Raw genomic sequence first — 365 nt, forward strand, 5'->3', positions numbered from 1 at the left:
GCTTTAACGCTTCAATTTTATCCCGGCTCAGTCCGGTACTGGTGACAATAATATCCAGGCTGACGCCATGCCGTAATAAGGCTCGAGCCGTTTCCACTTTACCTTCCTCTCGGCCTTGCTCAATACCTCGCTCAATACCTTGCTTGATACCTTGCTCGCGCCCTTTTTGTTCAAGCTGTTCTGCAATAGTCATCAACATCGTTTTATTCTCCGGAGATTGTTCAATCAGTTGATGGATAAAGTGTGAGAGATCCAGCGTATGCCCATTCAGTAAAATATAGCTTAATACCACATTGCGCTGTTCGGTTGTATTATACCCTGCATTCAAGAGTTCCACCAATTGGGGTATCCATTCCAGCATATCC

General features: G+C 45.2%; 1 pseudogene. It reads right to left on the bottom strand.

What is annotated here, in order from left to right:
* Nucleotides 1-365: pseudogene (locus EAE89_RS23260) on the bottom strand (RpnC/YadD family protein); the annotation flags it as partial.

This window comes from Photorhabdus heterorhabditis (genome assembly GCF_018448905.1).
GTDB lineage: Bacteria > Pseudomonadota > Gammaproteobacteria > Enterobacterales > Enterobacteriaceae > Photorhabdus > Photorhabdus heterorhabditis.